The organism is Streptomyces antibioticus, from assembly GCF_002019855.1.
Classification (GTDB): domain Bacteria; phylum Actinomycetota; class Actinomycetes; order Streptomycetales; family Streptomycetaceae; genus Streptomyces; species Streptomyces antibioticus_B.
In genome coordinates this window covers 8,386,271-8,409,876 of record NZ_CM007717.1, presented here as the reverse complement: position 1 = coordinate 8,409,876, position 23,606 = coordinate 8,386,271, and the positions used below count along the sequence as shown (strand labels likewise).

Here is a 23,606-nt window from a genome sequence, read left to right as displayed (position 1 = left end):
TCCGCCCCGTCCCCTTCGAACGAGCCGGCCCATGGCTGTCCCCCAGTCCGTCCGAACAGGGCACGCCTGGGTACCGACCCGCCGCCCGTCACGAGGCGATCCGTGTGCCGGGTGAGGCCCTGGCCCTGCTGGGCGGCGCGGGAACGGGAACGGTCGTCGCGGCGCCGGGAGACGGCTCCGCCACCGCCGCCGGGGTCCGCGCCCGCGCGCGGACCCCGGGAGCGCCGATGTGGGGCGCTGTCCGGGGCGGTCGCTTGCCCACGGGCTCGTCCGGCGCACGGGCCGCGTGGCCGCCTGGGCCGAGGACCTCTGCGCCCTCTGTTCGGGGCCTCGGCCCGGGAAGTGGCGGAGTCCTTGTCGATTGCGCGGCGGAGTCTGGAGAAGCACGTCGTCCCACCACGACGCCCCGGACCGGACACGACACCGCCTGTGCCGAAGAGTGCACGGCACAGGCGGTGTGGCGGAAGGGTGGTGGTCGGGTCAGTTCTCTCCGACCGCGCTGAGGGTGCTTTCCCGGGCGGGACCGGCGGACCGGTTCGGGCGGCGCAGGAGCAGGGCGACGCAGACGGCTGCGATGACGGCTGCTCCCGCTCCGGTGAGGAGCGCGAGGTGGAGGCCGGAGGCGAAGGCGTCACGGGCCTGGTCGATCAGAGCGGTGTTGCCGGTCTTGGTGCCGACGACGTTGGCCGCGGCGAGCGAGGAGCGGGCCGCCTCCGCGACCGGCTCGGCAAGCCCCTCGACGTCGAGAGCATCGCGATACCCGGCGTTCAGCGCACTGCCGAGAACGGCGATGCCCAGCGCGCCGCCCAGCTCACGGGCCAGGTCGTTCACCGCGGAGCCCACGTTCTGCAGACGCGACGGCAGCGCGTCGGTGATGGCCGCGGTGGCCGGCGTCATCGCCAGCCCCATACCGGCACCCAGCGGAACGAGTCCCGTCAGGATCAGCCAGTAGGAGCTGCCCGCGTCCAGTTCGGCGAGCACGGCCAGACCGGCACCGACCGCGATCAGACCCACGATCCAGGGACGGCGGACGCCGACACGTGCCGCCAGTTTCGGTGCGAGACGGGCGGCGGGGATCATCGCGGCGGACATCGGCAGGACACTCACCGCGGCGATCAGGGCACTGTCACCCCGCACCAGTTGCAGGTACTGCATGACGACGAAGATGAAGCCGAAGAACGCGAAGAACTGCAACGTGATGGACAGCGTCCCCGCGGCGAACGGCCGGTGGCGGAAGAGCCGCGGGTCGAGCAGGGGGTGCGCAGTGCGCAGTTCCCAGGCCACGAAGCCCGCCAGCACCACCAGGCCCAGCGCGATACCGGCCAGAGTGCGCGCGCTTCCCCATCCGTGCTCCGGCGCCTCGATGACCGAATAGACCAGGATGCCCAGACCGACCACGGTCAGCGCGGCCCCGACCGCGTCCACGCGCTGCTTGGCGGGCTCGGCGGACTCCGGCACGAACACGAAGGTGCCGACGAACGCCACGACCGCCAGCAGCACGTTCAGCCAGAACACCGAACGCCACGACCACACCTCCAGCACCGCACCCGACGCCAGCAGACCCAGCACCGCACTGGCACCGGCCACCGCCGCCCAGACACTCACCGCCCGGGTCCGCTGCTCCCTGGGAAACGTACTCGTGATCGTCGACAACGTCGCCGGCATCACGAACGCCGCCCCCACACCGAGGACCGCCCGCAGCGCGATCAGGACCGCCGGATCGTCGGAGAAGGTGGCGGCGGCCGACCCTCCCGCGAACAGCGCGAGACCGCCCAGCAGGGCCCGGCGCCGGCCGAAGCGGTCGCCCAGGGTCGCCGCCAGAAGCAGCAGCGCGGCGAAGACCAGACTGTAGGCGTCGATGATCCACGAGAGCTGTGTCTGGCTGGCGTGCGTCTCCCGCGCGATGTCCGGGATCGCCACGTTCAGCGAGGCCATGGCCGACACGACGGTGGCCAGGGCCAGGCACGTGACCGCCAGCACCGCGCCATGACGCACCGCCTTGCGGCCTGCTGCTGTGGGGCCTTGGTTCATGACAGGTGTCCTTTCCCGCGGTCAGGAGTGCGCCGATGCAGCGGGGCAGGTCCGGTGGCGGGTGCCGAGGACCCGCGACACGGCATGGAGCGCGGGGTTGGGCGCACGACGTGCGCGTCGGAAGGGGGCGATGGCCGACGGCCGAGCTGGTGTCGTCCAGGCGGTCGAGGGGGACCGCAAACACCTCGAACTGATTGCCAACAAGCGTTGGCCATCACCTGTTGACCAGGGTGCGCAGACGGGACATGGAAAGTCAACACGTGATGGCCTACAGTTGTTGGCATGACGGTGAACAGCTCCGACAACGACGCCGGCCCCCGCCGCTCCGCCCGCACCCGGGCGGCGATCCTGGAAGCCGCTCGGGAGCGGTTCGCCGCTCACGGCTTCGAGCGCACGACGATCCGTGCCGTGGCAGCCGACGCCGGCATCGACCCCTCGATGGTCATGCGCTACTACGGCAGCAAAGCCCGCCTCTTCGACGCAGCGCTCGACATCGACCTGCGCCTTCCCGACCTGACCGGCATCCCGGCGGACGAGCGGCCCGCAGCCCTCGTACGGCACTTCCTGCACCGCTGGGAACACAACGGCACCGACGACACCCTGCTGCTGCTCCTGCGCTCGGCCGTCACCAACGACCACGCCGCACAGCGCATGCGGGAGATCTTCGCCGCCCAGGTGGCCCCCGCCCTGGGCCCCACGCACCAGGACAAGATGGGGCTGGTCTCCTCACAGCTCCTCGGCCTCGCCCTCACGCGCTACCTGCTGCGCATCCCGGCCGTCACCCACCTGACACCCGAAGAGATCGTCACCGCCTACGCCCCCGCCGTCCGCAGCATCCTCACCCCACCCACACCCGGCGGATGAGCACCGAACAGCACACACGGCAGCGACGTCCGGCAGCACCCACGAGAACCGTCGGCAGCCCCGCCCCTCGACAGGCCGCCACCCGACGCCACAGGCACCACCCCGGACAACAGCGACCGATTCCTGCGGAACGGCACACGGTCACGCCACTCACCACCGATGTGCACGTACGGCAGTGCGGTACCGATCACACAGAACCCGCACTCCGCCGACACCCGCCACAAGGCGAGATCGGCGTCGGACAGAGCCAGGGCCCCTTGCCTTCTTCGCGGCCCTGCAAGAGGACCGCCGGCCTCCGGGCCCGGCGTGACTGTCGCCCCCGTCCCCACGCCAGCACCCACGGGACCGTGCGTGCCGCAGCCCGCTCCACGGCCGGCCCCGGCCCCGTCGGTCCGCCCCCTGACCGATCGGTCCAGGACGGTCCCGTGCCGGATCGTCGACGTCCACGACGGTCCCGACCGGGTCGGTGACCGGGCCGCGCGGCCCGAGCCCGCCGCACCGCCCGGCCGCCCCCCCCCCACCGTCTCCCGTACGGGCGCGTTCCGCGCCAGAGGGCGACTGCCGCGCAAGAGGCATGCGGTCGAGGCCGGTCGACTGGCCGTCCGATACCGCCTCACGCGGCCGGGAGCCGATGCCGGTCGGCGCTGGACAGCTCCCGCCAGGACCCGGCTGTCAGTCAGAGGTGTCGCGGCGGTCCGAGCAACGGGGTGCGCACCGGGGCGGCGAGCCCGATGAAAACGACCATCTCATGGCCGCCGGGGTTGGTCTGCAGCGGTACGTCCCGCCAGTTGTTGGCCAGCCAGACGTTGCCGGAAGGGTCGATCTGGACGGCCGTGTTGCGCTCCAGTCCGTCGCTGGTGTAACCAGTGTCGGCCGGTGAGATCGGGTCGCCCGTGTGCAGTCCGGGCGGGCAGGCGGAGTGCCGGACTCCGCACAGGTTGGCCAGGCGGTGGCCTCCGAAGTTCGCCACCCAGACGGTGTCATTGCCGTCGACGGCGATGCCCCAGGGCAGGAACAGCCCGTCGTTGACGAACGGCCTGGCGGGGGTGGTGCCGTCGGGGCGGACCATGGTGACGGAGGCGTCGACGTGCCGGGTGACGATGTCCTTGATCGCCTCGGCGACCATGGCGGGCGTGGTGCCCTCGCACGGCGCGACCACCGCGCCGCCGTTGGCGACCCAGACGTTGCCCAGGCTGTCGGCGGCGATGCCCATGGGGCGTTTGATCCCGCCACCGGTGATCGAGCGCAGGGGTGCGCCCTGCGGGGACAGCAGCATGACGCTGTCGCTTCCGTTGCCGGTCGCCCAGGCACGTCCCCGGGTGTCCACCGTGACGCCGAACGGCTTGATCAGGCTGTCGCCCGCAGGCGCGATGTTCCGGGCCCGCCGGGGGTTCCCGTCCGGGATCCGGGTCACACTTCTGCCTCCGCAGTTGGCGACCCAGATGTTCCCCGCGCGGTCCGACACGATGCCCTGCGGCTGGACGATGTCGCCCTGCCGCCAGCCCTGAGGCGGTGACAGCGGCCGTCCGTCGGCGGTGAACTCCGAGACGCTGCGGTACAGGCGGCCGGCGTCGAGAGGACAGCCTGTGCCCTGGAAACCGAAGTTGGCCGCCCAGACATGGCCGTCGGGGTCGATGGTGGTGCCGAAACCGACGCCGTAGAGTCCGCCACCGCGGTACGGGGCGCCGGGGACGTCCCGGCCGGTCGGTGTCAGCCGCGACAGGATGCGCGAGCCGCAGACGGACTGCCGGGGATCGGCGTTGAACACGTAGTTGTTGCCGATCCACGCGGTGCCCTCCGCGTCGAACGCGACGTTGCCCGGCCCGTCCAGTTCCTGGCCGTTGCCCACATAGCGCAGGGCGAGGGTCCAGGCGTCGGGGGCCGTCGTCAGCCTGGGCCGGTAGGCGCTGCGGCCGTCGGCCAACGCGAAGAGTTCGCCGGCGTGGTGGCCGGGCAGCCGGGCGATGTCCGCGACGGCCTGGAAGGTCTCCCGGGGCGCGGGTGCCCCTGGATGTCCGGCCAGATCGAAGAGCGTGCCGCAGGTCTGTCCGGCGGTGCAGCCGGTCAGGATGTCGGCCAGCGTGTTGAAGGCGCGCAGGGTGGATGTCCGGCTGCCGTTGGGAGCGGTGGCCAGCATCCCGGCAGCCGCACCGTTGGTGATGTCGGCCAGGTTGTGGGAGACGGCCGCGGCGTTCTTCAGCCCGGGGCTGCGGCCGGCCACCTCTCCTCCGCGGGTGAACTGTGCCATCGCGAAGCCCGCCGCGACCGTGGTGCGCTCGTTGAGCACCACCTTGCCGGTACGGCGACCGGTGCCGAGCATCGCGACCAGCCGGACCGGCCGCACACGGTGCGTCGCCCGGGGTTGTCCGTGGCCGGCCGGTCCCGCGTCCGCGGTCAGGTACAGCACGGCGTCCGGGTTGTGCCGAGCGGGGTAGGAGAGGCTGAAGCGGCCGTGGGCGTCAGTGCGGGTGCGGGCCAGCGGCCGGGCCCCGGCACCGGGACGGTCCCCGGCCTGAAGCAGTGTCACCTCGGCGGCGGCGACGGGCCGGCTGCCACTGCGCACGACACCGTGCTCGATCAGTGTGCCGTGTCCCGGCGACGAGCCACCGCCGGCCTCCGGATACGAGGCCCCGACCACGAAGGAGGCCAGCAGGGCGGTGACCAGCGCGGCTCTGCGACGACGCACAAGTACTCCGTTTCTCGGACGGGAACATTTCTCGGACAGGAACAAGGGATGCCGTCGGGCGCTCCGTCGGCGGGGCCCCGGCGTCTCGGCTCTGAGGTTCACGGTTTCAGGGAGCGGCACGGACACGCCTCATGCCGCCGTCGCAGAGCGTCGCCGCCATCCCTTCAGGTGACCGAAGCGGGACCGGACGGCCCTGGCGGCCACACGCGGGGGACGCCGACGGCGTTCCGGACACCCGGGGCCGGGACCACGTGGGAGACGCGCCTGACGGCAGCGCCAGTCGGGCGGGAGCGCGACAAAGCAGCGTGGGCCCGCTCGCCCAGGGTGCCGTCCTCAAGGACGAAGCCGTACCTCACGGCCGTGCATCCGGACCTCGCCGAGGACCTGCCACCCCGGCGAGCACCATTCGCCTCGGCCTGCGCACCGGCAGCGAGGCACTGGTCGAACACCTGCGCGCCAGAGACGGACTCGGCGTCTCCCACGTCTCCTTTCCTTCGACCTCAGGCCCGGCGATCGACCGGTGGACGAGGTCCTCCGGGAATTCGCCGCGGCAAGGAACACCGCCGCCTGACCTGATCACCGACTAGGCGTACGGAGGACCCGACGCAGGCCCAATGGGCTGTCGGGCAAGGGAGGGCGTGGCTTTGGAGCGGCTTGACGCGGACCGCGCGGCCGCACAGCTCACCGAGGGCCGCAGAGGGCAACCCTGTCCGTGCGCCCCGGCGGACGGGCTTCCGATCCGACACGTCGACGCGGGGGCCGGGTCCTCGGAAAGGGAGCGGGCGCGGGCCGATGAATTCGTTCATGATCGGCAGTCGTACATCATGGTCGACGCGGCGCAGCCGAAGGTACGAAGCGTCCGCCGATCCGACCGGCAACCGGACACGAGACTCCGAGGAACCACAGATGCGCACACTGATCAGCACCGCCTTCATCTCCCTCGACGGCGTCGTGGAGGCCCCGGGCGGCGAGCCCGGCTACCGCAACTCCGGCTGGACCTTCAAGGACATCGAGTTCCTCCCTGAGGCCTTCGACATCAAGGGCCGCGAGCAGAAGGAAGCCACCGCGGTCCTGATGGGCCGGACCAGCTACGAGGCGTTCAGCCCGGTGTGGCCGGACATGGCGGAGTTCGCCGACTACAAGGTCATGCCGAAGTACGTCGTGTCCACCACCCTCACCGAGGACGACCTGGTGCCGAACTGGGGCGAGACGACGATCCTGCGCTCGCTCGACGAGATCGCGGCGCTGAAGAACACCGAGGGCGGTCCGATCATCGTGCACGGCAGCGCCGCACTGAACCGGAGTCTTTCCGACGCCGGCCTCATCGACCGATACCACCTGCTCGTCTTCCCGCTTCTGCTCGGCGCGGGCAAGCGCCTGTTCAGCACCACGGACAAGGACGCCCAGAAGCTCAAGCTGGTCGAGCACGAGGCATTCGCCAACGGCTTGCAGAAGAACGTGTTCGACGTCGTCCGCTGACCGGCCTGCCAGTGGCAGAAGACCGGGCGCGGCACGGATGGGGCGCAACAGGCGGAGGCCACCGGGGCGCAGTCGCAGTGTCCAGCGCCGAGTGCGGCGCGCGGAGACCGGCATGGCGCTTGCGTCGGAAGCCGGGCCCATGCAACCGGCCAAGAGGCGGGTGCCGGACACCGAACCGGCGCCCGGGGTCGCGTTGATGACGATCCAGGCCGTGCGGACGGGGTCCGCGGCAGCGCCCGGCGCGCGGTCCGCCACAGTCGCCCCATGCCCTGCCCGGGTGAGGGCGCCTGCCTGGGACCCGGCCTCATCGTCCCGCACCGCGGAAGGGCCGGACACCCCCTCCCGCGAGGGCAGGAGGAGGACAACGCGGAACACCGATGCATCAGGCCCTCATCGCACACCACCGGACTCAGCTCTCTTGCGGGCAATGCCCACGCCGATGCGCTTCCCCGCATGGGACACGGTCCAAGGAATCCTCACTGCCGGAGAGCAGCGGGGCACGTGTGGCGGTGACTCTGAGGAAGTCGAGTTGTTCCGCGGAGTGTGTTCCGGCAGCCGCCGTATACGGCCTTGGGACTGGTAGGCCCGCATGTTCAAGAGTCGCGTATTCGCTGTAGCCGTCGGCCGATCATCACCCTGTGTCGGTGCCCTGCGGCATGATGACCGGCGTGAACACCGAGATACTGATAGACGTCTGGCAGCGGCTTCTCGCCGACCCTCGAAAGTCGTGGGTGCTGTTCGAGCATGGCACTTGTGTCGTGCTGACCGCTCCGGAAGGGGAGCTCGCTGAACAGGCAACCGACCTCCTCAAGAAGTTCGGCCCGGCGCATGCCGGATCTTCGACAGGAGACTTTGGGGTGATCGACCTCAAGGACTTCGAGGGATGGGTCGTCACCGGGCATCACAACGACGTCCTTACCTATGTCGGCCCCGATGAGCCTCAGGATCAGTCGCAGATCGCTGTCGGGCTGTTCGGACGTTCCAAGCGCCACCGGGACGGCACCGAGCTTCACGTCGTCCACGTTGAGGACAAACGCGGCTCAGCGGACCCAGCGTAAGTACCGCGCTTCATCGCCGGTGGCGTATCGGTTCCAGGTCCCTCCGGCTTCGGTGACCAGGCGGGTGGCGGTCATGTCGTGGTAACCGAGAGCCTTCGCGATGACGGGTGCCGGGGCTTGGTTGACGAACTGGCGGATCGCGGAAGCCCTGCCTCGCTGCGGCGGGACGCCGATCTTTCGGAGGTGGACCTGGAGGCTCACTGGGTTCATGGGCTGTCCGGGCTGGCGGCCGGGGAAGAGCCTCTGTGCGCTCCTGCTGCTGGCGTAGGGCAGGTGTTGCCGGGACTGGATGTCGGCCCGCATCAGGTCGGCGACGGGCTCCGGCAGCGGGGACGGCGGGTCTCCCAGCCGGACGGTGACCGTGGTCTCGTCGTCGGTGACGTCGTCGACGGTGAGGCGGACGATACGGCTGACGGGTTGGGCATCAAGGAGAATGGGCGCGGCGGCGACCCGGGCCCGCAGGGGCAAGGAGTCGTCGTTGAGGACCCGGCGGAGGATCGCGAGCCGACGGTGCTGGTGCAGCGGTTCCGAGTCCTGGGTGATGACCGTCGGCGGCAGTGCGAGGCGGGGCATCCTGTCGGTCTTCATGCATCACCGCAGGAATGACTGCGACGGACGGCGGGTGGCCAGGCTCTCGGTGTGCCAGGCGTCGATGTCGGCCTGCTGGCACTGCCCGATCGCACGTCCTCGGCCGGCGAGCCATGCGAGGAAAGCACCGGCCTGGGTGACCTCCTGCTTGGTGTGGTTGGTCTGAGAGCGTCCCAGCGGTCCCTTCTCCGCCTTCGTCCGCAGGCGCCGCGTCCGGTGCCAGGTGGCGAAGTGGCGGAGAAGCTGGCGGTGTTCGGGGGCTTCGATGGTGCCAAGCCGTTCGGTCAGCCAGCGCTGGTAGAGGAGGAGCTGCCGGTCGACCCGCGGGAGGACACCACTGTCCATCAGCAGGTCACGCAGGTGAGCGACGGTTCGCCAGGGGGCCTCTTGGTGCAGCCGGTCGTGGGAGAGCGCAATATTGCCCGTGGCCAGGCCCTGGAGAAGTCGGACGACGTTGGGGTTGCGCAGCCAGATGAGTCGACTCTTGGGCCGGTCCATCTCCAGCAGGATCTTGACCAGCGGCAGCAACTCCGGGGCGACACGGCCAGTGCCGTCGTCGAGGAGACGGGCGAGCGCGTCGGCGAGGGTGCAGTGTTCGCAGAGGCGTCCACCGAGCAGCAACCCCTCGGAGCCGCAGCGATCGTAGAAGAAGTCGCGGACGATGCCCGCACAGTCGCGGCAGATCGGGGCGCCGTCGGTGTCCCGTCCGGGCAGTAGCCGGTCGGTGTCGCAGCAGGGGCAGCGGCCTCGGACTCGCATCGCGCGGTCGTAGCAGGTTCGGCAGATCGGACCGTCCGACCACTCGGCGGACTTCGAGGCTCGACGGCCGCAGCGTGCGCGGTCGCGGATCATCCACCGCTCGTACTCCTCAGGCGTCACCGCTCACCCCTCGGGCGTCAGCCGGACCCGTGCGGGTCGGCGAGCGGCCAGGTTGATCGGCGCCTCTTCGCCGGCGGCCCGGCGGGCGGGGAAGTTCTGGGCCGATGTGGCGATCAGGTCGGTGGGCGTGCAGTCGAGGATGTCGCAGAGGGTGGCCAGCACCGGCAGGGACAGGCGTTCCGGGGTGCCGGAGACCAGACGGTGGACCTGGGAGGAGGACAGTGTGATGCCGCGTTCGGTCAGGTGCGGCATCAGTTCGGCGACGGTGAACATGCCGCGGGCGGCCATCAGCTCGCGCAGGCGCCACCGGTAGCTGATCTGGCGTGGCATCAGGATGTTCTTCCCGGCCGCAGAGCGGCCTCAATGGATCGCGGTGGTGGAGGCGTGGTCGTGGCCGACCTGCTGTTGGACGAACAGCGGGTCGGGACCGTCCTCGATCAGATGGGTGATGTAGGACCTGCGTAGCGAGTGGAACTCCAGCGCGGAGTCCAGGCCGACAGCGTCCCGGTAGGCGGCGAAGCGGGAGTCCAGCCGTTGGACCACTGACGCTGTCGCCGGTGGTGGCCATCAGCGCGTTTGCCGCCCCGACGTCCTGGCCGCGGGCCAGACGGATGGGGTGCCGGCCGGGCCCTGCCGGCCGGTGCGGACGCGGTCGGCGTACGGCGGCGGCGCCTGGCGGACCTTCTTGGTGGTCTTGCCCATGGTCATCGTTCCCCCTTGGTGGTGTTGTCGGCGGCGTACGGCCGCCGACGTTGAGATGGATCTTGTCCCGGTGGCCGGGCGCCCTACCGCCGGTTTCCGGCCGGATGTTCCTCGTCGGGCTCGCCCTGGTCCTCGTCCTCGCTGTTCTCGGGCCAGCGGCCGAACGGTCCGGGGCGGCCTGGACCTTCGGCTCCGAGTGCACCGGGCCCCTTCGTGCGGTGCGGCGTGCGGATCACGCGTCCTCCCCTTCGAGCCGGGCCTGCACCGGCAGCGCCGCCACGACGTCGTCTTCGTCGTTCTCGGTCTGTTCAACGAGCGTGTCCAGCAGGCCGCCGCCTTCGATGACCTGCCTCTGAAGGCGTTCCATCAGCTCGGGGTCGGCGGTGCTGCCGGGCCGATGAGGTCCACGCGCGTCGGCCCGGCGCAGGGCGACGATCTCCGGCCCGGCCGGTGCGGCTGTCTCCTCGGCGTCGGCGAGCGCGCGGTAGACGGAGGCGACGGAGGGGTGCTGTCCGGCGTTCTTCCCGGTCTTGATGGTGAGCTACTGCGCGATCTCGGGGACGGGGACGCCCTTGTCCTTGAGCGCGCGGGCGAACAGCAGCATGTCGTCGTCGATGACCTTCGGCCGTCCGCCGTGGTTGCCCTTGGTCGCGGCGGCGACCTGCCTCTCCAGGGTCTTCTCCCGGATGTAGTTGCGGTCGAGCTGGGCGGCGACGGCCCGGACGGCGAAGAACATCGCGCCCATGCCGTTGGGGTCGTAGATGCCGGTGAGCGGGCCGGTGAGGAGTTCGAACTGGACGCCCGCGGTCTGGAGCTGGTTGGACAGGGTCACCAGCTCGGCGGCGTTACGGGCCAGGCGCTTGAGCTCGTGGACGGTGAGGATGACCTCCTGGTCGGGGGCGGCCTCCTTGATGTCGTACGCGAGCTTCAGCGCCGCCTGAAGCTTCGGCCTGGTCTTCACCCGCGTGCTGATCTTCTCGGAGAGGATCCGCTTGCAGAGCGGTTCGAGTGCGTCGAGCCGGCTCTGCAACTCCTGCTGTGCGGTCGAGCAGCGGGCGTACCCGATCCGGATCGGCTTCGCGACCGACGCCGCCGGGGCGGGCGGGCCCGGCTTCCAGGGCCGCCCCGGGCCGCGGTCCTCGGGTACGGGGACGTCGAGTTCCTCGCGGAGCGCGGGCACGAGGATGAAGCGGGCGGTGTGGTAATTCGTGGCGGTCTTCCCGCCGCGGGTGTGGCAGGGACTGCCGACCGGGGCTTCACACTTCGGACAGTCGTTTCGTTCTGCCGCGATTGCGGATTGATCGGGCGTCAGATCCACCCCGGCAGCCTGTCAGAACCGTCTCGCACAACGCCCAGGTTTTGAGAGGGCTTCTGCGAACGGCGACCTGCGGAAACGTGATCACTCCGAGGGCTCTCGCAGAACACTCGCAACTGGTCATTTATGAGAATCACCGTCCGTGACGGCCGTCACGGAAAGCTACATGTCACTTGGCGGGAGGTTCGGGAGCGCGGCCCGGTCCTCACGCCGTCGGCTCCTCGCCGGACATCTGTTCGTTCACCCACCGGACCGCGTCCGCGAGGTTCGCGGCGGTACCCGCGGGTTCGTAGGAGAACCCGTTCCATTCCTCCAGGGCCCGGGGCTCGTCGGGGCGGAGGTGTCCGCCGCCGCCGTGGAGCGGGCGGTGGCGGCGGTGGATGTCCAGCGGGGGGCGGCGGCGCTTGTTGTACGCCGCGAGCGGGTCGCCGGTGTCGGCGCGGGGGACCGCGCGGGACGGCTGGTTCGGTGGCCCGGGTCGGGAATGCTTGCCCATGGGTCAGATGGTCTCAGGCGGCGACGGTGGTCGGCCGGGCCGCGGCGAGATCCGCCGCCCGGGTGCGGACCTCGTCCACCGCACCGGTCCGGTACGGGCGGGCGGCGTCCAGCAGGGTGTTGAGCCGGGAGGCCACGAGCGTGGAGTCGACGCGGGCGGCCTCGTCCAGCGCCTGGTGGGCAGCGGCGGCACCCTGCTCGGGCTCGTCTTCGGCGAGGAGGGCGGCGGCCAGGCCGATCCGGTCCATGACCTTCACCCGGTCGAAGCCGGGCCTGCGCAGCCGCAGGGCGTCGGTGAAGTACACGCTGGCGGGCCGGCGCTCGCCGTGGAAGGCGGCGAGGTCGCGGGCGGAGACCGCGCGGGCACCGGCGTGCTCGGCAGCGTCGAAGTAGTCCACCCAGGCGGGCACGGCGCCCAGGTGCCGCTCGGCACGCTGCTCGTCGCCGAGGGCGGCGTGGACCCTCCCGGTCTGGGAGGCGACCAGCGCCTTCGTCGCGGGCAGGGTCGCCTTCTTCGCGGCGACGCCGAGGAGACCGAGGGCGTCCTGGGGATGCCCGAGGTAGATCACCTGGTGGGACATGCGGGTGACGATCTCCACGCCCCGGTCCGGCAGCCCTGCCTAGGAGGCGGCGTAGATGCCGTACGACCAGTACCGCTGAGCGGTGGCGTACCGGCCGCTGTCGTGGCCGACCCACCCGGCCAGAGCGGCGAGGTCCGCGGTCGCGGCGACCACCCGGGCCTTCAGCGAGGCGGGGACGCCGTCCTGGATGCGGCGGGCGACTTCGGCGAGCTGCGCGATGATCGCGGAGCGGTACAGGCCGCCCTTGGAGGCGTCGGCCCTGGTGAAGAAGGTGGTCACCTCCTCCAGCGCGGCGGTGGTGCCGGCGTCGAAGCCCCTGGTCGCACGGTTCCCAGCATCCGTTCGGCGGCCAGGACCAGCGGGGCGCCCAGGGCGAGCTTGAGGGTGTCGCGGCGGTCGAGGAAGAGGTCCATCTGGGTCCATCCGGCCAGGGTCTGGGCGGCTGCCTCGGTCAGCAGCAGGAGCTGGATGCTATCCAGTGTGGGCCCGGCGGCCGTCAGTCCGAGATCACCCGGTGTGAGGGGCTGGCCGACCGCGTCGGAGATCACCGTGGCGAGCAGGGCCGGGACCGGCGGGCGGGGGCGTTCGCCGTCGATCCAGCGGCGTACGCGGGTGGCGTCCGGGGCGACCTGCCGGTGACCTTGGCGGATCGCTTCCGCGGCGATGCGGCGGGCGATCTCGCCGTGGGACAGGCCGGTGGCCGCGATCCACAGCGCCAGGTGCGCATTGCTCGATCTGCTCGGCACCGGTGCCTCACCCTCCCCGACTCGCCCGTCACGGAGCGTGGCGGTTTCGCCACAGTTCGCGGAACCTACGGTACTGGTCAGGTCCATGGGCGGGGGCGGATTCTGCATCTGCCGGTAGCCGTCCGGCTATCGGCTTGAGGCATAGGGGAAGGACGAACGCATGGCGACGATTGCACCCCAGGCTCCGTGGGCGATGAGGCTGGTCACCGACCGGCTCCCGGTCGGCCCGCCGTCGTACGCGACGGTGACGCTCGACGCGGCGACGCAGACCGCCCGGTACACCGACGCCGCCGGCCAGGTGGTGGAGATGGGCAAGCACGGCACGAGCAGGACGACCGGCACGGCCTCGATGTCCGGCGGCGGCGACGGGCAGAAGCCCCAGCCGCAGACGCAGGACGACCACACCACCGACTACGAGTCGGACTGATCCGATGGCCTCCACCGTCCTGGTCGTCACCGCGCTGGAAGACGTCACCGCGGATTGGGTGATCACCGCGCTGAACGAGCGCGAGGTGCCCGTGATCCGTCTCGACCCGGCCGACATCGGCGCCGGACTGGTCTTCGGCGCCCGCATCGGCGCCGGGTCGAGCGCCTGGGGCGGGCGGCTGGTCACCGGCAGCCGGGAGGTGGAGCTGGGGGAGGTGACGGCGGTGTACTACCGCCGCCCCACCCCCTACGCCGCCCGGTACGGGCACCTGCCCGCGCAAGCGCGCGGCTTCGCCACCGCCGAGGCCCGGCACGGGCTCGGCGGCGTCCTGAACCACCTGCACGGCGCCTTCTACGTCAACCACCCCTCCGCAGTGACGGCCGCTGACTTCAAGCCCGCCCAGCTCCAGCAGGCAGCCCAGCTCGGCCTCACGATCCCGCCGACGCTGGTCACCAACGACGTCGAGCAGGCCAGGAAGTTCGCCGCCGGCCACGGACCCGTGATCTACAAGACGTTCCGTGGCCTGCCCACGGGCGAGGATGGGCACACCGGCGCGATCTGGGCCCAGTGCGTGGACCCGGACACCTTCGACGACTCCCTCGCGGTGACCGCCCACCTGTTCCAGGGGGAGGTCCCCAAGACCGGCGACGTGCGCGTCACCGTGGTGGGCCGCCGAGTGTTCGCCCAGCAGATCGCCGCACCGGACGGCGCCCTGGACTGGCGCCGCGGCGACTGGGACGCCCTGCTGCACGCCCCGATCGCCGTGCCGGCGCCCGTCGAGGCCGCGCTGCACCGCTACCTGGCCGCGTTCGATCTGGTCTTCGGCTGCTTCGACTTCGCCCTGACCGGTGACGGCGACGCGGCGGACGACTGGGTGTTCATCGAGTGCAACCCCAACGGCCAGTGGGGCTGGCTGCCCGACGTCGGCGACATCACGACCGCTTTTGCCGACATCCTGAGTAGAGCTACGGAAGGAGGCGGGGCGCGATGACGATGCCCGCCGACCTGGAGACCGACGCCGCCCGGCTGCGCGAGACGATGGCGAAGGCCCTCACCGAGGGCGGCGTCCTCGCCGATCCCGGTTGGAGGGCGGCGGTCGAGCGGGTGCCGAGGCACCGATTCGTGCCGGGCTTCTACCTGCCCGCCGACGAGCCGGACGGGCAGGGGCTGACGGTGTGGGAGCCGGTCACCGCCGAGCTCGACCACGGCCGGTGGCTGGCTGCCGCGTACTCCGACACCACGCTGATCACGCAGTTCGACGGCGCCGAACCCGACTGGAAGAACCCGCAGGTGCGGCACGGCGGGGCCCCGACCTCGTCATCCACGCTACCGTCGCTCGTGGTGCGGATGTGGGCCGACGCCGACGTGAAGGAAGGTCACACGGCGCTGGAGATCGGCACCGGCACCGGCTACTCCACCGCGCTGGCCTGCGAACTTCTCGGATCGGCCGACGTCACGAGCATCGAGGTCGATCCACACCGGCTTCAGCAGGCGGCCGGCGCGCTGTACGCCTGCGGGTACACCCCCACCCTGGCGGTGGCGGACGGCCTGTACGGCTACTGGCCCGAGGCCACGTTCGACCGGATCGTGGCCGCCTGCTCCTTCCGCGCGGTGCCGCCCGCGCTGCTGGCGCAGACCCGGCCCGGCGGAAAGATCCTGCTCACCCTGTCGGGCTGGCTCTACGGCTACGCCCGCGTCCTGCTCACCGTCGGCGAGAACGGCACCGCCGTGGGCCGTCTGCTGCCCGGCACGGTGTCGTTCATGTCCGCCCGTACGCACGCGGCGCCGGCGTTCGGCAACCCCGCCCACTGGGCCGCGGGCCTCCCTGAGACGGGCCGGGCCGCCCGGCACAGCCCGCAGCGGATAACGGCCGCGACCGAGGAGGCGTTCCACCTGCGGTTCCTGGCCCAGTGCGCCGCCCCTGACGCGCAGATGACGACCGTCGGCGACGTCGTGCACCTGGTCGACGTCGTCACCGGCTCCGCCGCCACCCTCGCCCCCACCGGCGGCCGGTGGGAGGTCCGCGAGGGCGGGCCGGTCAAGCTGTGGGAGCGGATCGAGCGCGTGCTGTCCGCGTACGACGAGGCGGGCCGGCCCGGCCCGGAGACGTTCACGCTGCACTTCTGTGACGGCGGGCAGCACCTGCGCCACCCCCGTCTGCCCGGCCTGCCGCTGCCCCGGCCCTGATCCAGCCTCTCGGCAAGGCTCCGGAGGCCCGGGCGGGGAAGCGTGACGGCCCCGCCCGGGGCTCAGGTCATGCCCGGGGGAAGCCATCCGGGTGACGCGGTGCTGACCGGCGGACGGCGGCGGTGGGACACTGCGCCGGTGTCGGGATCCGCGCGGGGCATCACCGGCTACTACGCCCTGGTCGGCCCGGCCTGACCGAAGGCGTGGACGAGGAAGCGCTGACCTGCACCGCGCTGTGGGAGGTGGTCACCGGCACGCCGGGCACACAGACGTGGTACGAGACCGTGCGGTCACCTGCCGCAGCGAGGCCGCCGAGGCCGCGCGGAAGGCCGAGAACGAGCGCACCCACGGGCCCTGGCGCGAGCGGGCGGAGAAGACGTTGACGGAGCCGGCCACCGGCAAGCAGATCAGCTACCTCAACAAGCTGGTGGCCCAGGTGGCGCGAACGCTTCGACGCCGAGTTCACCAAGGCCGTCAAGAGCACCGGCATCCAGCCGCGAGTCCCGGAGAGCGGGCGGCCACCGTCACCAAGCGGCTGACCGAGGCGGCGGCCCGCAAGCTGGTCACCGCCCTGGCCGGCCGCTGCCCCCCCCATCGCCGGCCAGGCCCTAAGCGGGGCCGTGGCCGTCAGCAGACGCGGACGGAACGGTCTCGCGGTCCGCCTCCCGGCCGACCGGCCACGGGGGCACGTCGACGGCCACAGTGGGCGGCCGGTGAATGCCAGTACAGGGCCCCGCGCCCGTACGGGCCCCTCGCCGTGTCGCAGTCCCGCTCGTGGTCGATCCAGCCCCGGACACCGAGCTCCCGCGCACGGTGAGGACGCGCCGCAGGTCATCGAGGTCACGGTAGGTGCGGGTGTAGACACGCCCGGGTGAAGTCCTTGAGCACCTTGGACCGGGCGCCGAGGCAGCCCTCGATCGTGGCGCCGCGGATCTGCTCCCACAACTCCTGGTCGATGCCCTCGGGCATCCACTTGCCGGTGACCCGGTTGCCGAACTCGTCCAGCCGCTCGGGAGCGCGGCCCCGGTCGGTCAACCCCAGGCCCTTCGGGGGCGGCAGCTCGGCCCGGCTGGCAGGCCCGTCAGCCGCCGGGGCATCGGCGTTCATTCCTCCGCTCCGTCGTCGCCCTTATCGTCGTCCAGCCCGGTCGCGTCCGGGTCGCGCAGCGAACGAGCACCGGCGGCCGGAACGCTGGCGATGAAACTGTAGCGGCCCAGCACGTTGAGGTTCTTGTGCTTCAGCGGCGACAGGCGCGCGATGTCCTCGTCGCGGATCTCGTGTCCCTCCGCGCGAAGCTGGGCGACGGCCGCGTCGATGTACTTCGTCGTCCACAGCACCACGGCGTTCAGCACCAGGCCGAGCGCGCCGAGCTGGTCCTCCACTCTCCTCCCGGTACGCCTGGTGGATCGTGCCGCACTTGTCGTGGCACACGTCCCCTCGCCGGCTTGTGGCAAGACTCCTGCACGGTGGGCTGCCGGTCTCACCTGACACCGGTAGGCGCCGTCCACCGGGTCGACCACGGCCGGCAGGCGCAGGGTCTCGGCGATCCGCCCGTACTCGGCGAACGCCTGCCCCAGCGGCGTCGGGCGCTTCTCACGACCGAACATCCGCAGCAGGTCGTAGGCGCGGACCTGGTCGGTGACCAGGGAGCCGGCGACCCGCAGCATGTCCGGCCAGTGCGTGACCACCTTGTTCAGGTTCACGCGGTTGCGGGCGATGTCCTCCAGCGGCCCGTACGTCCCCGTCACCACCCCGGGCATCGTTGCCCGCCGGAACCGCTGCTCGTCCAGGTCACGGAACCAGGGGCTGAAGTTGTAGCCGAGGATCTTGAGCAGGCCGAACACCATGTCCGAGTACAAGGCGTTGTCGGTCGCCACCAGCTCTGGCTTCACCCCGCTGCCCAGGTTCAGCAGCACGTCCAGGACGTGCAGGCAGTTGCGCGGCGTGCCCGGGACGACCATCTGCCCGATCCCGGCGACCTGGTCGTTTACTGGGGAAGTGCACTTACGAGTTGGTGCGTGATAGCGGGTGAGGTGTCGTGCCAGGTGGATGGCATGATCCCGCTGTGGCGATCATGGTCAATCGGCTTGTGCTGGCGCATCGGCTGTTCACGGGGCTCTCTCGGTCTCATCTTGCGTGTCTGGTTGAAGAGTTGGCCGACCGTGGCAGGCCGGGTCGAAGGTCGTCGCCATGCGACGCGGGGCGGGGTCCGTAAGCGGGCCGCGGGTGCCGGCGCCCGCCATCAGATGGTGTTCGTCGACCGGCTCATGGCCACACTGGTCCATCTGCGGCACGACCTGCCGCACTCGGTGCCGGTGCTGCTGTTCGGTGTCGACCGTTCCACGGTCACCCGGGCGATCGCAGAGGTGCGCACGCTGCTGGCGGAGCGGGGGTGCGCGGTTTTGGACCGTCCCGGCCTGCGTCTACGGACGCTGGCGGATGTCTTTGCCCACGCCCAGGCCGAAGGTGTCGAGCTGCGTCTGGACGCCACCGAGATCCAGGTCCGCCCGACCACCGGCCGGCCGCGGCGGACGCCGCGCGTCCGTGTCGGGCAAGAAGAAGCAGAACACGATGAAGGCCACCGTGATCGCCGACTGGCAGAGCCGCACATCATGGGCCGATGCCCTGCGACCAGGACGTATCCACGACGCCACGGCCGCCCGCAACGAAGGCATCGCCATCTGCTTCCAGCACTTCCCCGACGTCGAAGTCCTCCTGGACGACGGCTACCTCGGTCTGAGCCGCGACCACCGCGGACAAGCGATCACACCGCCCAGAAAACCCCGGCCGGGAGCACTGCCCGGCAGAGTCGAACAATGGGAACGCGACCGACACGGCCACTCGTCCGACCGCATCACCGTCGAACACGCCCTCGCCGATCACAAACACTGGAAGCACTTGACCCGCTGGACCCACCGACAAGATGCCCTGCCCAACACCTACCGCGCCATCGCCGGCCTCGTCTCCGACCGCACCGCCAACGTCTGAAAACCGGCTACGACCAGGCCGATCACGCACCAACTCGTTAGAGGGACGCCGACTTGGACGCCTTCGTCCCAGAGTTGGTGACGGCATCCATCGTGATGAACGGACAGTTCTGCTGTACCGGCTCGCGCGTGCTCGTGCAGCGCGGCATCGCCGGGGAACTGCGCACGCGGCCGCTGCGGCTCTCGAGGCGGTCGGGGTCGGGCCCGCCGACCTTCGCGATCTTCGAGAATGCGGCCGATGTGACCTGGCGGGCGAACGCCACTGGCTTCGGCCTGGCCGCCGCGCTGTACACCCACGACGACTCCGGGCCCGCCGGATCGGACGCGAGCTCCGGTTCGGCGGGATATGGGTCGATACCTGGGCTCGACCGCCGTGCCGCGACAGCGCTGAGGGCCGCGGCCGGCGTGGCCGCCCCTGTCCCAGCTCGGCGCGCAGGTCAGGACCGCGGCTCCCGCCGCCGGTCCGACCGGCGTGATCACGGGGCGGCCACCGCACGGGAAATGGTCCGGCGCGGATTCCATGTTCTTGCAGGCGTACGCCGCGACAGCGACGGCACGGCGCTCCGCGCCGCCGGCATCGAGCCGGTGATCCTCGACATCACGAACTGGGAGCACATCGCGGCGCTGGTGGCACGCGTCGACGGCGACCCGCGCCACCGCGCCGTGCGGGTACTTTTCAACAACGCCGGCCTCCCTTGCTCCGGACCGGTCGAAGTGGTGCCGCTCGACACATGGCGGCGCGTGTTCGACGTGAATGTCTTCGGGACCGTCGCGCTCACCCAGGCGCTGCTTCCCGCGCTGGTGCGCAGCAAGGGCCGTGTCGTCAACATCAGCTCGATGAACGGCCGGGTGTCCATGGCTGACTACGGCGTGTACGCCGGCAGCAAGCACGCGGTGGAGGCGCTGAGCGACGCCCTGCGTACCGAACTGGCTCCCTACGGGGTGCAGGTGGTGATCGTAGAGCCGGGCGGCGTCAAGACCGAAATGGCCCGCGTCGGACTTGCGGGCCTGAGTGACCTCACGACTCGGATGTCCCCGGAGCAGAACGAGCGCTACGGCACTTTGATGCAGGCGATTCCCTACCACGTCGCCGCGTTCACCGCATCGGGCACGACCTCCGACACCGCGGCCCGGAAGACCGCCAAGGCCGCGACTGACCGCAAGCCCCGCACTCGCTACACGATCGGTGCCGTGACCGCCTTCCTCATCCACGCCTCCAATCTCCTCCCCGACCGGATGTTCGACCGGCTGACCATGTCCGATCTGCGCAAGCACTACCCGGACACCGTCAAGTACGGCCGGACCACCGCGGGGCCCCGTGCGTAGCCGGCCGGTTCTGCGCGTCGTTGCGCCACGCCCGCCACGGCAAGAGCGGCCCTCGCGCACGGCAGTCGGTGGCCCGGTGGGTGAGGAAGGTCGACATCTACACGCCGGCGACGCCCAGCAGGGAACCACCCGCTCCAGCATCCACCCCATACGGGACAACCTCGTCATCAAGGCCCCTGAGAGGAAGGAATTCGGCGCGTAAGGACTGCGCATGGCCGACGCCTCTGTTCTTCGCGCGGATCGGCCGGCCGCTCTGCGGCAAGCGCTAGCGACGAGACCCTCAGCTCTTGATCGCAGCGTCGATGAGGGCCTGGAGCTGCACCGCGACGCGGTCCAGTGGTTCGGTGCTGCGTTTGGCGCGGCAGAGGGCCACAGTGCCCTCGACGGCCGCGACGACAAGCGTGGCGACCTGTGCCGCCTGCTCGGCATCGGCTCCGTGTTCACGCAGGGAGTCGGCGAGCAGGCCCTCCCACTGGTCGAAGACCTCGGCCGCGGCTGCCAAGGCGGGAGGCACCTCGTCGGCCGGGGGCTCCTCGATCGCCACGGCCAGGACGGGGCAGCCAGCGTGGAAGTCGGTGCCGACGACGATTCCTCGCCACAGGTCCAGGAAGGCGCGCAGGCCCGCGGCGGGACCGGCCGCGAGCTCCTTGCGCAGGCTGCGGGCGATCCGTTCCCCTGTATAGCGAACCGCTGCCGTGGCCAACTGCTGCTTGCCCTCGGGGAAGTAGTGGTACGTCGAGCCGAGCGGTGCCTGGGCGTGCTTGGCCATGTCCCGGATGCTCGTGGCGCTCAGTCCGCGCCGACTGATCATGTCGGCGGCGCCGACCACGATCCGCTCGCGGGACGGGGCGCCATTGCTGCTCTTGGCCACCTGCACATCCCCTCTGGCCATAACGACCGTCATAGTCTAGCGTGGCCTCGCGTTATAACGACCGTTATAACGCGAGGCCACGTCGAAGAACCGAGGGACTGCCGTGCCGATGATCCGGTTGACCGTACCGACCGATGCCCTGACCGATCAGGGCCGTGCGACGATCCAGCGAGATCTCGCCGCTGTACTGCTGCGGTGGGAGGGTGCGCCCGACACTGCCTTCTTCAGGGCCCAGGCGTGGAGCTACCTGACCGAGCTGCCCGAGGGCGCGCAGAAGACGGCCGAGGACGACGCACCCCGCTTCCTGGTGGAGGTGACGGTTCCTCAGGGGGCTCTGTCGGAGCGGCGCAGGGCGGGCCTGGTCGAGGAGGCCACCGCCACCGTCCTCGCGGCCGCCGGCCTGTCCCGGGACGAGGCGCTGCGGGTGTGGGTGCTGGTGCACGAGCAGCCGGAGGGCGCCTGGGGCGCGGGCGGCTCCGTCGTCCGCCACGCGGACCTGGTCGCCCTGGCGAAGGGGCAGCGGGCCGATGCGTGAACTGACCTACGTCGCCCGACGCACCGTCGAATGGCGCGAGGCTCCCGACCCCGAGATCCGGTCCGGCCAGGAGGCGATCGTCGCGCCGGTCGCCGCGACCTCCTGCGACGTGGACTCCTCCATCCTGGCCGGGCACGGTTTCATCGACCCCCCGTTCGCCCTCGGCCACGAATGCGTCGCCCGCGTCGCCGACATCGGCGACCGGGTCACCACCGTGGCCCCCGGCGACCTGGTCGTGGTGCCCTGGTCCATCAACTGCGGCACCTGCGCCCCCTGCCGCAGCGGGCTCACCGCCCACTGCGCCTCGGTCCCGCACATGGCGATGTACGGCGCGCCGATCGGCGGCAGTTGGGGAGGACTCTTCTCCGACCTGGTCCGCGTCCCCTACGCCGACTCCATGCTCGTGCCACTGCCCACCGGCCTCGACCCGGTCGCCATGGCCTCGGCGAGCGACAACTGGTCCCTGTCATGGCGGCTCGTCGCCCCCCACCTCAAGGCCCGTCCCGGCGCCCGGGTCCTGGTCGTCGCCCGGGGCAGCATCGGTCTCTACGTGTGCGACATCGCCCGCGCGCTCGGCGCCTCCGACGTTCTGTACGTCGACCCCGACGCCGAGCACCGCAACATCGCCGAGGGCTTCGGTGCCCGCACCGCCGAGATGACGGATCCGATCCCGCACGGATTCGACATCGCCGTCGAGGCCACCGGCCGGGTCGACCAGCTCGCGCTCGCTGTCAGGTCTCTCGCCCCCGAGGGCATCTGCGAGTCCGCCGGCAACCACTTCCGGCCCGGCGAACTCCCCCTGCTCGACATGTACCTCACGGGCGTCACCCTGCGCATCGCCCGGGACAACGTTCGCGCCCACATCCCCGACGCCCTCGACCTCGCCGCCTCCGGCAACGTCGACCCCGCCCGCGTCGTCTCCCACGTCCTCGACTGGGAACAGCTCCCCGAAGCACTGCCGGACAAGCGCCTCAAGCCCGTATTCGTACGAGACATCACCCCGCCCCCGGACCCGGGCTGATCCCTTCGCCCGGCCGCGACATGCGGCCACGCACCGAGAAGCCCTGGCGACATGGAAAACCAAACGAGCGACGGACGGCAATCACCGCGCTCGGCCACAAGCTGCGCGCCCTGGTCGACGCGGCCGCCCGCACCACAGCCGGACCGAGCGCCCTGAACCGCGTGGCAGACGACGTGCACAGGCTCACCACGCAACTGACGGAACGTTGCCGCACCCGTGCGGAAAGCCCTGAGGTCGACGAGTTCCGGGCGGTGTAGGGATGTACAGCCCCGTCACCGGAACCGGCAGCCCGCTCGCGCCACCCCTGCACGTGACACGACTCGAAGCGCCCTGCTGCTCGACGAGCTGATGGGCCGACCCTGCGCCACCGCGGGAGTTCCAGGTATGACGGTCTCCCTTGAGATGCGCTACCACCGCCCCGTTCCGCCGGAATCCCCGCTGTGTGTGTTCACCCACGTCACAGACACCGAGGGCCGCAAGGTGTACGTGACTGGTTCGATCGTCACCGAGGAAGATCTCTCCATGGTCCTGGTGGCGGCAGAGGCAGTCTTCGTCTCACCGGACCCCGAGCGGGCCGGGGCCCTGTTTCCCAGCCTGCGAAGCGCTCCGCGACAGGCCGGCTCCGCCCCGGCAGGAGTCGTTCAGCGGCGGCTGCCTCCCGGGGCGGGCAAAGCCGTGAGTTCAGCGGTCGCTTCCGGGGGCGGATTGAAGTACCGGCGGACGTTCTCCGGCTTCTTGTGCCAGGACGTCGCCATCAGCATCAGGGGCCGGCAACTGGGGCAGGAGCCGAGTGGTGCCGTCGCCCCGGTACACGGTCTCCGGCGCCTT

Annotated in this window: 26 protein-coding genes and 4 pseudogenes; 13 read left to right on the top strand and 17 right to left on the bottom strand. The window is 71.0% G+C overall.

The genetic code is table 11. The features are described from left to right. Positions 1 to 480 precede the first annotated feature (480 nt). Positions 481 to 2,031: an MFS transporter gene (locus AFM16_RS37825; RefSeq protein ID WP_078636741.1), complete on the bottom strand. Its 1,551-nt coding sequence runs from the start codon at positions 2,029 to 2,031 to the stop codon at positions 481 to 483. 282 nt (positions 2,032 to 2,313) lie between these two features. Between AFM16_RS37825 and AFM16_RS37820 the strand changes: the two genes are divergently transcribed. Continuing rightward, positions 2,314 to 2,895 (top strand): TetR/AcrR family transcriptional regulator, encoded by a 582-nt coding sequence (locus AFM16_RS37820; protein WP_078636740.1) that lies wholly within the window; start codon positions 2,314 to 2,316, stop codon positions 2,893 to 2,895. A gap of 676 nt (positions 2,896 to 3,571) precedes the next feature. On the opposite strand, the gene AFM16_RS37815 is transcribed toward AFM16_RS37820, so the two are convergent. After that, a complete protein-coding gene (locus AFM16_RS37815; protein WP_078636739.1) occupies positions 3,572 to 5,581 on the bottom strand; it encodes an NHL repeat-containing protein in 2,010 nt (669 codons plus the stop codon). Between the two features lie 906 nt (positions 5,582 to 6,487). Between AFM16_RS37815 and AFM16_RS37805 the strand changes: the two genes are divergently transcribed. From AFM16_RS37805 to AFM16_RS37795, 3 genes and pseudogenes are all read left to right on the top strand, one after another. After that, complete coding sequence (locus AFM16_RS37805) at positions 6,488 to 7,060, top strand: dihydrofolate reductase family protein (RefSeq protein ID WP_078636737.1); 573 nt, start codon at positions 6,488 to 6,490, stop codon at positions 7,058 to 7,060. Positions 7,061 to 7,339: 279 nt separating this feature from the next. Continuing rightward, positions 7,340 to 7,447, top strand: a pseudogene (locus AFM16_RS40715) (IS5/IS1182 family transposase); the annotation flags it as partial. 269 nt (positions 7,448 to 7,716) lie between these two features. Next, positions 7,717 to 8,118 (top strand): hypothetical protein, encoded by a 402-nt coding sequence (locus AFM16_RS37795; protein WP_179123406.1) that lies wholly within the window; start codon positions 7,717 to 7,719, stop codon positions 8,116 to 8,118. Here AFM16_RS37795 and AFM16_RS37790 read toward each other — a convergent pair. The 11 genes from AFM16_RS37790 to AFM16_RS40380 all read right to left on the bottom strand — a co-directional run bounded on the left by AFM16_RS37790 (position 8,101) and on the right by AFM16_RS40380 (position 13,424). After that, the gene (locus tag AFM16_RS37790; RefSeq protein WP_078636735.1) at positions 8,101 to 8,706 is read right to left on the bottom strand and encodes a site-specific integrase; all 606 of its coding nucleotides are present in this window, start codon (positions 8,704 to 8,706) and stop codon (positions 8,101 to 8,103) included. The genes AFM16_RS37795 and AFM16_RS37790 overlap by 18 nt on opposite strands. A 3-nt stretch (positions 8,707 to 8,709) precedes the next feature. Continuing rightward, complete coding sequence (locus AFM16_RS39645) at positions 8,710 to 9,465, bottom strand: hypothetical protein (protein ID WP_167797336.1); 756 nt, start codon at positions 9,463 to 9,465, stop codon at positions 8,710 to 8,712. Between the two features lie 123 nt (positions 9,466 to 9,588). Beyond that, complete coding sequence (locus AFM16_RS37775; protein WP_078636733.1) at positions 9,589 to 9,915, bottom strand: helix-turn-helix domain-containing protein; 327 nt, start codon at positions 9,913 to 9,915, stop codon at positions 9,589 to 9,591. A 30-nt stretch (positions 9,916 to 9,945) separates the two neighbouring features. After that, positions 9,946 to 10,128 carry a tyrosine-type recombinase/integrase gene (locus AFM16_RS37770; protein ID WP_078636732.1) on the bottom strand — a complete coding sequence of 61 codons (183 nt, stop codon included), beginning with the start codon at positions 10,126 to 10,128 and terminating at the stop codon, positions 9,946 to 9,948. 24 nt (positions 10,129 to 10,152) lie between these two features. Beyond that, a complete protein-coding gene (locus tag AFM16_RS38905; protein WP_167797335.1) occupies positions 10,153 to 10,293 on the bottom strand; it encodes a hypothetical protein in 141 nt (46 codons plus the stop codon). Positions 10,294 to 10,519: 226 nt separating this feature from the next. Next, the gene (locus AFM16_RS40400) at positions 10,520 to 10,654 is read right to left on the bottom strand and encodes a hypothetical protein (protein ID WP_256861383.1); all 135 of its coding nucleotides are present in this window, start codon (positions 10,652 to 10,654) and stop codon (positions 10,520 to 10,522) included. A gap of 174 nt (positions 10,655 to 10,828) precedes the next feature. Next, a complete protein-coding gene (locus AFM16_RS40395) occupies positions 10,829 to 11,605 on the bottom strand; it encodes a recombinase family protein (protein WP_431523105.1) in 777 nt (258 codons plus the stop codon). A gap of 202 nt (positions 11,606 to 11,807) precedes the next feature. Beyond that, entirely contained in the window at positions 11,808 to 12,098 is a 291-nt protein-coding gene (locus AFM16_RS37760) for a DUF6087 family protein (RefSeq protein ID WP_078636731.1), read from the bottom strand. Between the two features lie 13 nt (positions 12,099 to 12,111). Next, positions 12,112 to 12,678, bottom strand: coding sequence for an NsdA family TPR-like regulatory protein (locus AFM16_RS40390; protein WP_245177926.1), 567 nt, complete (start codon positions 12,676 to 12,678; stop codon positions 12,112 to 12,114). Positions 12,679 to 12,717: 39 nt separating this feature from the next. Next, entirely contained in the window at positions 12,718 to 12,957 is a 240-nt protein-coding gene (locus AFM16_RS40385; RefSeq protein ID WP_245177925.1) for a hypothetical protein, read from the bottom strand. Next, positions 12,954 to 13,424: a hypothetical protein gene (locus AFM16_RS40380; protein WP_245177924.1), complete on the bottom strand. Its 471-nt coding sequence runs from the start codon at positions 13,422 to 13,424 to the stop codon at positions 12,954 to 12,956. Before AFM16_RS40380 ends, AFM16_RS40385 begins: the two co-directional genes overlap by 4 nt. 160 nt (positions 13,425 to 13,584) lie before the next feature. Here AFM16_RS40380 and AFM16_RS37750 point away from each other — a divergent pair, with 160 nt between their 5' ends. From AFM16_RS37750 to AFM16_RS40375, 4 genes are all read left to right on the top strand, one after another. Continuing rightward, positions 13,585 to 13,851, top strand: coding sequence for a putative ATP-grasp-modified RiPP (locus AFM16_RS37750; RefSeq protein ID WP_107419232.1), 267 nt, complete (start codon positions 13,585 to 13,587; stop codon positions 13,849 to 13,851). Between the two features lie 4 nt (positions 13,852 to 13,855). Next, positions 13,856 to 14,842 (top strand): ATP-grasp ribosomal peptide maturase, encoded by a 987-nt coding sequence (tgmB, locus tag AFM16_RS37745; protein WP_078636729.1) that lies wholly within the window; start codon positions 13,856 to 13,858, stop codon positions 14,840 to 14,842. Continuing rightward, positions 14,839 to 16,038, top strand: coding sequence for an ATP-grasp peptide maturase system methyltransferase (gene tgmC / locus AFM16_RS37740; RefSeq protein ID WP_078636728.1), 1,200 nt, complete (start codon positions 14,839 to 14,841; stop codon positions 16,036 to 16,038). Before tgmB ends, tgmC begins: the two co-directional genes overlap by 4 nt. A 69-nt stretch (positions 16,039 to 16,107) precedes the next feature. Beyond that, positions 16,108 to 16,233 (top strand): hypothetical protein, encoded by a 126-nt coding sequence (locus AFM16_RS40375; protein ID WP_256861382.1) that lies wholly within the window; start codon positions 16,108 to 16,110, stop codon positions 16,231 to 16,233. 645 nt (positions 16,234 to 16,878) lie between these two features. On the opposite strand, the gene AFM16_RS40370 is transcribed toward AFM16_RS40375, so the two are convergent. Both AFM16_RS40370 and AFM16_RS37730 read right to left on the bottom strand, forming a co-directional pair. Next, positions 16,879 to 17,145, bottom strand: a complete 267-nt coding sequence (locus AFM16_RS40370) for a DUF1917 domain-containing protein (RefSeq protein WP_245177923.1) — start codon at positions 17,143 to 17,145, stop codon at positions 16,879 to 16,881. Next, a complete protein-coding gene (locus AFM16_RS37730; protein WP_245178041.1) occupies positions 17,142 to 18,083 on the bottom strand; it encodes a Tn3 family transposase in 942 nt (313 codons plus the stop codon). The genes AFM16_RS40370 and AFM16_RS37730 overlap by 4 nt, the downstream gene beginning before the upstream one ends. A 29-nt stretch (positions 18,084 to 18,112) precedes the next feature. Here AFM16_RS37730 and AFM16_RS40710 point away from each other — a divergent pair. Continuing rightward, positions 18,113 to 19,026 (top strand): annotated as a pseudogene (locus AFM16_RS40710) (transposase). 53 nt (positions 19,027 to 19,079) lie between these two features. Next, positions 19,080 to 20,351, top strand: a complete 1,272-nt coding sequence (locus AFM16_RS38900) for an SDR family NAD(P)-dependent oxidoreductase (protein WP_107419231.1) — start codon at positions 19,080 to 19,082, stop codon at positions 20,349 to 20,351. Positions 20,352 to 20,631: 280 nt separating this feature from the next. Here AFM16_RS38900 and AFM16_RS37710 read toward each other — a convergent pair whose 3' ends face one another. Beyond that, a complete protein-coding gene (locus AFM16_RS37710) occupies positions 20,632 to 21,243 on the bottom strand; it encodes a TetR/AcrR family transcriptional regulator (RefSeq protein WP_078636724.1) in 612 nt (203 codons plus the stop codon). Positions 21,244 to 21,325: 82 nt separating this feature from the next. Between AFM16_RS37710 and AFM16_RS37705 the strand changes: the two genes are divergently transcribed. The 3 genes and pseudogenes from AFM16_RS37705 to AFM16_RS40355 all read left to right on the top strand — a co-directional run. Continuing rightward, entirely contained in the window at positions 21,326 to 21,757 is a 432-nt protein-coding gene (locus tag AFM16_RS37705) for a tautomerase family protein (RefSeq protein WP_078636723.1), read from the top strand. Next, positions 21,750 to 22,778 carry a zinc-dependent alcohol dehydrogenase gene (locus AFM16_RS37700; RefSeq protein WP_078636722.1) on the top strand — a complete coding sequence of 343 codons (1,029 nt, stop codon included), beginning with the start codon at positions 21,750 to 21,752 and terminating at the stop codon, positions 22,776 to 22,778. Before AFM16_RS37705 ends, AFM16_RS37700 begins: the two co-directional genes overlap by 8 nt. A 348-nt stretch (positions 22,779 to 23,126) precedes the next feature. Further along, positions 23,127 to 23,237, top strand: a pseudogene (locus AFM16_RS40355) (PaaI family thioesterase); the annotation flags it as partial. Between the two features lie 182 nt (positions 23,238 to 23,419). Here the strand turns inward: AFM16_RS40355 and AFM16_RS40350 are convergent. Further along, positions 23,420 to 23,542, bottom strand: a pseudogene (locus tag AFM16_RS40350) (site-specific integrase); the annotation flags it as partial. Positions 23,543 to 23,606 lie beyond the last annotated feature (64 nt).

Bases quoted from the DNA above. Each gene is read 5' to 3' on its own strand.
- AFM16_RS37825 (WP_078636741.1), bottom strand. From the start codon at position 2,031: ATGAACCAAGGCCCCACAGCAGCAGGCCGCAAGGCGGTGCGTCATGGC.
- AFM16_RS37820 (WP_078636740.1), top strand. From the start codon at position 2,314: ATGACGGTGAACAGCTCCGACAACGACGCCGGCCCCCGCCGCTCCGCC.
- AFM16_RS37805 (WP_078636737.1), top strand. From the start codon at position 6,488: ATGCGCACACTGATCAGCACCGCCTTCATCTCCCTCGACGGCGTCGTG.
- AFM16_RS37795 (WP_179123406.1), top strand. From the start codon at position 7,717: ATGATGACCGGCGTGAACACCGAGATACTGATAGACGTCTGGCAGCGG.
- AFM16_RS37790 (WP_078636735.1), bottom strand. From the start codon at position 8,706: ATGAAGACCGACAGGATGCCCCGCCTCGCACTGCCGCCGACGGTCATC.
- AFM16_RS39645 (WP_167797336.1), bottom strand. From the start codon at position 9,465: ATGCGAGTCCGAGGCCGCTGCCCCTGCTGCGACACCGACCGGCTACTG.
- AFM16_RS37775 (WP_078636733.1), bottom strand. From the start codon at position 9,915: ATGCCACGCCAGATCAGCTACCGGTGGCGCCTGCGCGAGCTGATGGCC.
- AFM16_RS38905 (WP_167797335.1), bottom strand. From the start codon at position 10,293: ATGACCATGGGCAAGACCACCAAGAAGGTCCGCCAGGCGCCGCCGCCG.
- AFM16_RS40400 (WP_256861383.1), bottom strand. From the start codon at position 10,654: ATGGAACGCCTTCAGAGGCAGGTCATCGAAGGCGGCGGCCTGCTGGAC.
- AFM16_RS37760 (WP_078636731.1), bottom strand. From the start codon at position 12,098: ATGGGCAAGCATTCCCGACCCGGGCCACCGAACCAGCCGTCCCGCGCG.
- AFM16_RS40390 (WP_245177926.1), bottom strand. From the start codon at position 12,678: ATGTCCCACCAGGTGATCTACCTCGGGCATCCCCAGGACGCCCTCGGT.
- AFM16_RS37750 (WP_107419232.1), top strand. From the start codon at position 13,585: ATGGCGACGATTGCACCCCAGGCTCCGTGGGCGATGAGGCTGGTCACC.
- tgmB (WP_078636729.1), top strand. From the start codon at position 13,856: ATGGCCTCCACCGTCCTGGTCGTCACCGCGCTGGAAGACGTCACCGCG.
- tgmC (WP_078636728.1), top strand. From the start codon at position 14,839: ATGACGATGCCCGCCGACCTGGAGACCGACGCCGCCCGGCTGCGCGAG.
- AFM16_RS40375 (WP_256861382.1), top strand. From the start codon at position 16,108: ATGCCCGGGGGAAGCCATCCGGGTGACGCGGTGCTGACCGGCGGACGG.
- AFM16_RS40370 (WP_245177923.1), bottom strand. From the start codon at position 17,145: ATGAACGCCGATGCCCCGGCGGCTGACGGGCCTGCCAGCCGGGCCGAG.
- AFM16_RS37710 (WP_078636724.1), bottom strand. From the start codon at position 21,243: ATGGCCAGAGGGGATGTGCAGGTGGCCAAGAGCAGCAATGGCGCCCCG.
- AFM16_RS37700 (WP_078636722.1), top strand. From the start codon at position 21,750: ATGCGTGAACTGACCTACGTCGCCCGACGCACCGTCGAATGGCGCGAG.